This window comes from uncultured Candidatus Puniceispirillum sp., from assembly GCF_963979125.1.
Taxonomy (GTDB): Bacteria; Pseudomonadota; Alphaproteobacteria; order Puniceispirillales; family Puniceispirillaceae; genus Puniceispirillum.
Genome location: NZ_CAXBVX010000109.1, coordinates 1 through 6,515, shown reverse-complemented (window position 1 = coordinate 6,515; position 6,515 = coordinate 1). Strand labels below are relative to the sequence as shown.

The window sequence follows — 6,515 nt, the reverse complement described above, 5'->3', positions numbered from 1 at the left end:
ACCATCCCTTTACCCCCGGTATGACTAGATTGCCTTGCGCATATTCCAAAGCTGTACATATTGTTAATGTAACCACGGCGGCGGCTGAAAAAAATGCTAGCATTACAAGTGGCGACATAACAATTCTGCGGCTTAGACCAACGGTGTAGCCAGCATAGCAAAGACATGCAACCAGCATCAAAAGGTCTCCGATGTTAAACTGGACGGTCTTTAACACGCTGATCGAGCCACCGCTTACCAACAACACCACACCCCCCAGCGATAGGCTGAGGCCACAGATTTGCAGAAAGCTGACTTTTGTCCGTAATACAACAAGACCGATAATCATGACGAAAGCTGGGATAGAGCCTTGCGTAATGCCAAGATTGACCGCTGTTGTATATTGTGCTGCCAGAATGAAAAAAACGGTAAATCCCGCCATGCCAAAGGCGCCCATCATAAACACCCAGCCAAACCGTTTTTTCACCGCTGGTATTTGTAACACTATTTGCTTCCGGCAAAAGACAATCAACACCAGCAGGCACATAATCCAGCGCAATTCCATCAACAACATCGGTGAAATTTCATTGACCGAAACACGTGCCGCAATCGTATGACCAGCCCACATTACGGTTGCCAACGTCAAAACCACATGTGGCGTATTCCATAACTGTAAAAGAAAAGCCGGCATCATATACCCATCTGATATTGTCAGCCCATAACGGAACCATCTAAGCAATCATTCTGCGCATATTTCAGGACAACATAATAGATATAAAAATGCCCCGGCGTTAACCAGGGCATTTATCTGATGTTTGATTGGTAAGAATTAGCAAGCCTTTAATAAGGCTCTAAATTGTGACCATTACTTGAACTTCTTGATCTCGCCGCTTTCCAAGCGCGCCAAATAAGAATTCATTTCGGCACGAACAACTGGCGCGAGGAAATATAGTCCGAGGATATTAGGCACACAAATCAAGAAGACCAGTGCATCAGAAATATCCAGCAAAGGCCCAAGCTGAACCATACAGCCCAAGGCAACAAATCCACAGAAAATCACCTTGTAGATAGTCTGCCCCTTTTCGTCTTCACCAAACATATATGTCCATCCCTTAAGCCCGTAATAGGACCAAGAAATCATGGTTGAGAACGCAAACAGAATGGCCGCGAACGCAAGCGGATACGGGAACCATGAGAATTGTCGCTCGAATGCTAATGACGTCATAGCAATGCCTTTTGCATCACCGGCAAAGCTAGGATCAGCAACCTGAGATGTACCAATGACAAGCGCTGTGATCGTACATATCACAATCGTATCAATGAACGGCTCAAGCAAAGAGACATAGCCCTCGGTAACAGGCTCATCTGTGCGGACAGCGGCATGCGCGATAGACGCTGAACCAATGCCAGCTTCGTTCGAGAAGACAGCACGTTGGAAACCGATAATCATCGCACCAAGCGCACCACCTGTTACACCCTCACCAGTAAAAGCACCTGTAAAGATATTGGCTACTGCTTGTGGAATGGTCGCATAATTCAGGAAGATAACGATCAAGGCGAAAAGACAGTAAAACACAGCCATGAACGGAACAACCTTCTCGGTCACCTTGGCGATCGATTTAATACCACCGATAATCACGGAAAAAACGACAGCCGCCAGAACAAGACCAACAAGCCATCCTAAACCATCAAGGGCACCACCCGTGACATGGTTTAACTGCACATAAGCCTGATTGGACTGGAACATATTGCCAATGCCAAGCGCGCCAATGAAAATACCAATCGCATAAAATGTTCCGATAAATTTACCAAACCCTTCCATGCCACGGTCAGCAAAACCTTTTTTAAGGTAATACATGGGGCCACCCGAAACCGATCCATCTGGATTTTCATTACGATATTTAACACCTAGCGTACATTCGACAAACTTGGTGGACATGCCTAGAAAACCGGCAACAATCAGCCAGAAAGTTGCCCCAGCACCACCAACAGTCACCGCAACGGCGACGCCACCGATGTTACCGATACCAACCGTACCTGAAACCGCTGTCGCTAGCGCCTGAAAGTGAGACACCTCACCTGCACTATCGGGATCAGCATAATCACCACGTACTAATTGAATGGCATGCTTAAACCCTCGAAGATTTACGAAACCCATATAAAAGGTAAAGAAGACAGCACCCGCAACAAGCCATAGTACGACGACTGGCAACTGGGCACCAAAAATCGGAATTTTGAAAAATACTATTTGGCCAATTAGAACGGCAATTGGCTTTGTCATATTGTTGATAGCTTCGTCAATTCCCGCATGCGCCGAAGTTATAAACAGTAGCGATAAAAGTAGTGGAAGGATAAAGCGATGCATTGATAAATTCCCCCTTTTTTAACTTTGCAACCATGATGATCCTTGCGGATATCATGGTACAACTGTGATTGGGACTTCAGATGTCTGAATGAGGCTTCCCGCCACACTTCCAAACAACAGTGATTTGATTCCTGATTGTCCACGACGGCCAATTACGATTTGATCTACATTATGTTTTTTAGCGAGTTCATTTAGCGTTTCAACCGGTGCTCCATGGCGAACGATGGACTCAGCTTTGATATTATGACCTGCAAGTTTTTCCATTGCCGGGTCAATAATCGTCTTTTTGGCGCGTGAAATTTCACCTTCACGCCGCTTATGCCGCTCAGCATTTTCTTCTGGTGTATTGAATGAATATGGAGACCATTCGATGACATAAGCGACAACTAGCTTAATACCGCGATCTTTGACCTGAGCTATAGAATATTCCAAGGCACGGTCACCACCTTGACTACCATCAACTGCAAGTAACATGCATTGTGTCATAACCAACTCCTCAATTAGCGCGCACAGGTCGAAAGATTCTCCTGTGAGCAGACGTAACAGAACGAAACGGTAAAACAAAATAATGGTAAATTAGAAAAGCAATCTATAGTTTTAACTTTGTAACGTAACTATGATTTACCTACCTGACTTTCATAGTTTAAAACCAAAGTGTCAATAATCACAAAATAGCAAATACATATAAATATACAACTATTCATATAATAAAATGATATGAGAGCACAACGCAACAGACTGCGTTTCCGACACCATAGAAAAGCTTGCCACAACGTTATAGCTATTGGCCTAGCAGATTTATTGTCACATAGAATTAGCTTGTGGTGACACCACGCAGGCGGTCTGACCGGCGACGTAATAACTCGATCACCGTAAGCAGAATTACAGACAATATGACAAGCAATGTAGCCACTGCCAGAATTGTCGGGCTGATCTGTTCACGAATACCTGACCACATCTGACGCGGGATCGTCCGTTGTTCAGGACTGGCAAGGAACAGCACGGCAACCACCTCATCAAATGAGGTGATAAAGGCAAACAACCCTCCAGAAATAACACCTGGAATAATCAACGGCATCTGCACCTTGAAAAAGGTCGTGATTGGCCCTGCCCCTAGCGAATTTGCAGCCCGCACCAAGGACTTGTCAAAGCCAACCAAGGTGGCTGTAACTGTGATGATAACAAATGGGGTGCCTAGCACCGCATGCGCCATAATCACACCTATATAGGTCTGACTAAGGTGAATTTTAGAGTAGAAAAAGAACATCCCCGCTGCCGTAATGACAAGCGGTACAATCATCGGCGAAATAAGTATCGACATGATAAGGCGGCGATAGGGCATTTCTTCACGGCTAAGGCCAACAGCCGCTAATGTGCCAAGTGCTGTCGATAGCAAAGTCGCACAAATACCAATGAAAAAGCTGTTCCGGATTGCCCGCATCCATTGCGCGTTGTTCCATGTATCGCTGATCCATGCCCAGTCAACTGGTGCATCTGGAACTTTCATACCATTGGTAAGAATGTCTTTGTACCAGCGCAACGAATAAGCTTCAGGATCAAATGACATCATACCTTCGGTAAAGCTGAAATATGGCGACACATTGAATGACAAAGGCAAGACAACAAGAATAGGCAGCATTAAAAACAGGAATACTAGCCCGCATATCACGCGGAACGTATAGTGCCAGATTCGTTCACCAGTCGTCGTATAAGGAGGAAGTTGTGCCATTTTCGCGTTATCCCAGCTTCATATTGTCAATGCCAATGACGCGATCATACGCCCAATACAGCAGCAAGACGCAACCAAGCAAAATGCCACCAAGAGCCGCCGCCAGCGACCAGTTCAGTGATTTTTGCATATGATAGGCAATCATGTTCGAAATCAATTGGCCATCCTGTCCACCAACTAGGGCTGGCGTGATGTAATAGCCAATCGCAAGAATAAAAACCAATAATCCACCCGCACCAACACCTGGAATTGTCTGTGGCATATAAATCTTGATAAACGCCACTGTTGGTGTTGCCCCAAGCGAACGTGCCGCCCGCATATAGGATGGTGGGATTGTTTTCATGACAGAATATAAAGGCAGGATCATGAACGGTAACAAAATATGCGTCATCGCAACGATAGTGCCTGTCATATTATAGATTAGCGAAAACCGCCCATCATCAGACGCAATTCCCACCCATACCAGCAAATCATTGATAACGCCTTGCGACTGCAAGATAGCAATCCATGCGGTTGTCCGAACCAGCAAGGATGTCCAGAATGGCAATAAAACCATAATCATCAAAAAGTTGGATGTTTTTAACGGTAATGTGGCCAGTAGATAGGCAACTGGATAGCCAAGGATAAGGCACATCAGCATGACACTGCCTGAAATCAAAAAAGTTCGGATGAACAGCTTTACATAAATCTGTCTGTTTTCATCAACCGCGACAAAATCACCTGTTACGGTCAGGGTTTTATCAACTGACGATGCATAAAATCCGGGCGTCAGGCTATCTGACGTCAATTTCATCGCTTGCCAATATTCGATATCTGCCCATTTGCTTTTGGTTTTAATAACACTTTCTTTAAACGGTGGCTTTAATTTATGCGCTTTGCGCGCCGTACCTGTAAATAATGAGCGTGCACCCGATAATTGCTGGTTCACGCGTGATCCCACTTTGCCAGCGGTTTTGTCCTTACGTGCCACTATCAGATCAGCCACAAGTGCCGCATACATGACTTCGGTTGGTTCGCTTTCACCATCCCATGCCGCCAGTTGAATGGTTGTTTCGGGCATAAGCCGTTCAAAGGTGTCATTATAAACCCCCTGCCACATCAGGGCAAAAATTGGGATAACGAAACTGGCCAGCACGAAACCGAACAGTGGCAAAACCAAACCTGCCGCCCGCAAGCGGCTCCGGAACATAGCTTGCGCCAGCTTTTTCTTCAGCGGCGTGCCATCGGCAGCCACGATTGCCGCATTGTCAGTATTTTTGGAAACGGTGTTCATAATATCTCAAATATAAATAAAAGAGGCGGTCATTAAAAAACAACCGCCTCGAATGTTTAGTCTTTACTTGGCCAACCAAGAATTGAAACGCTCGTTCAATTCATCAGCATTATCAGCCCAGAATTCAAAATCGTTTTGCAACGCATTTTTGAAGTTACCAGGTGCTGTTGGCATATGATCTGCCATGTTGATAGCTGCATTGTCATGGTAGGTACCAATCTTGGCTACTGAAGATGCACGCGCTGGACCATATGAAATCCAAGATGCTTGTGCAGCAAGCTGCTCAGTCGCTGTTGAGAAAGCAACAAAGTCCAAAGCGGCTTCTTTGTTCTTACTTCCTTTTGGAATGACCCACAAATCAAGGTCATAAACCTGACCGTCCCAGACCATTTCAAATGTCTGGTCTTCAGCCGCAACCGCGTTGAATACACGACCATTCCAGGCTGTTGTGAAAATCACTTCACCGTCAGCAAGCAGCTGTGGTGGCTGTGCACCAGCTTCCCACCAAACAATATCATCCTTGATGGTATCCAGTTTGGCGAACGCACGTGCAACACCTTCTTCGGTGCCTAGAACGTTATAGACTTCACTTGTTGGCACGCCATCAGCGATCAATGCGAATTCCAGAGTTACCTTTGGATTTTTACGCATGCCACGCTTGCCAGGATAGGCGTCAGCGTTAAAGAAGTCAGCCATAGTCTTTGGCGCATTCCAGTTACGAACCTTGCTTGAATCGTAAACATATACTGATGACCAGATGATGTTTGATACGGCGCAATCATGCAACGTACCAGGCAGGAAGTCATCTACCGCCGCCGTGCCATCAGGTGCTGCTGGCAACATGCCGTGATCGATTTCTTCAAGCAAGCCTTCGTCACAAGCGCGGATCGCGTCTGACAGTTCAACGTCAACAACGTCCCAAGTTACGTTACCAGACTCAACCTGTGCTTTGATCTCGGCAATACCCCCGCCGTAATCTTCAGACACAATTGATTTGCCTGTCTTTGCCATCCAAGGCTTGTGATAGGCTTCGACCTGGGATTTGGTGTACGCACCACCCCATGATACGACTGTCAGGTCTGCCGCAACAGCACTACCCGCCGTAAAAGCTGACATAGCCGCAATAGCGACCAGTTTATTGGTAAGTTTAGACATAGTATATTCTCCCT

Annotated in this window: 6 protein-coding genes; all 6 read right to left on the bottom strand. The window is 45.9% G+C overall.

Annotated features, from left to right (window positions below; genetic code table 11):
* Positions 1 to 670 (bottom strand): DMT family transporter (locus ABNT28_RS09520; RefSeq protein WP_348721461.1); only part of this gene is annotated, 670 nt, incomplete at its 3' end.
* Positions 671 to 844: 174 nt separating this feature from the next.
* Complete coding sequence (locus ABNT28_RS09515; protein ID WP_332923240.1) at positions 845 to 2,344, bottom strand: alanine/glycine:cation symporter family protein; 1,500 nt, start codon at positions 2,342 to 2,344, stop codon at positions 845 to 847.
* A gap of 51 nt (positions 2,345 to 2,395) precedes the next feature.
* On the bottom strand, positions 2,396 to 2,830 hold the full coding sequence (locus ABNT28_RS09510) for a universal stress protein (protein ID WP_332923239.1): 435 nt from the start codon (positions 2,828 to 2,830) through the stop codon (positions 2,396 to 2,398).
* 328 nt (positions 2,831 to 3,158) lie between these two features.
* The gene (locus tag ABNT28_RS09505) at positions 3,159 to 4,073 is read right to left on the bottom strand and encodes an ABC transporter permease (protein WP_332923238.1); all 915 of its coding nucleotides are present in this window, start codon (positions 4,071 to 4,073) and stop codon (positions 3,159 to 3,161) included.
* Positions 4,074 to 4,080: 7 nt separating this feature from the next.
* The gene (locus ABNT28_RS09500) at positions 4,081 to 5,346 is read right to left on the bottom strand and encodes an ABC transporter permease (protein ID WP_348721460.1); all 1,266 of its coding nucleotides are present in this window, start codon (positions 5,344 to 5,346) and stop codon (positions 4,081 to 4,083) included.
* Between the two features lie 63 nt (positions 5,347 to 5,409).
* Positions 5,410 to 6,501 (bottom strand): ABC transporter substrate-binding protein, encoded by a 1,092-nt coding sequence (locus ABNT28_RS09495; RefSeq protein WP_332923236.1) that lies wholly within the window; start codon positions 6,499 to 6,501, stop codon positions 5,410 to 5,412.
* Between the last annotated feature and the right edge of the window lie 14 nt (positions 6,502 to 6,515).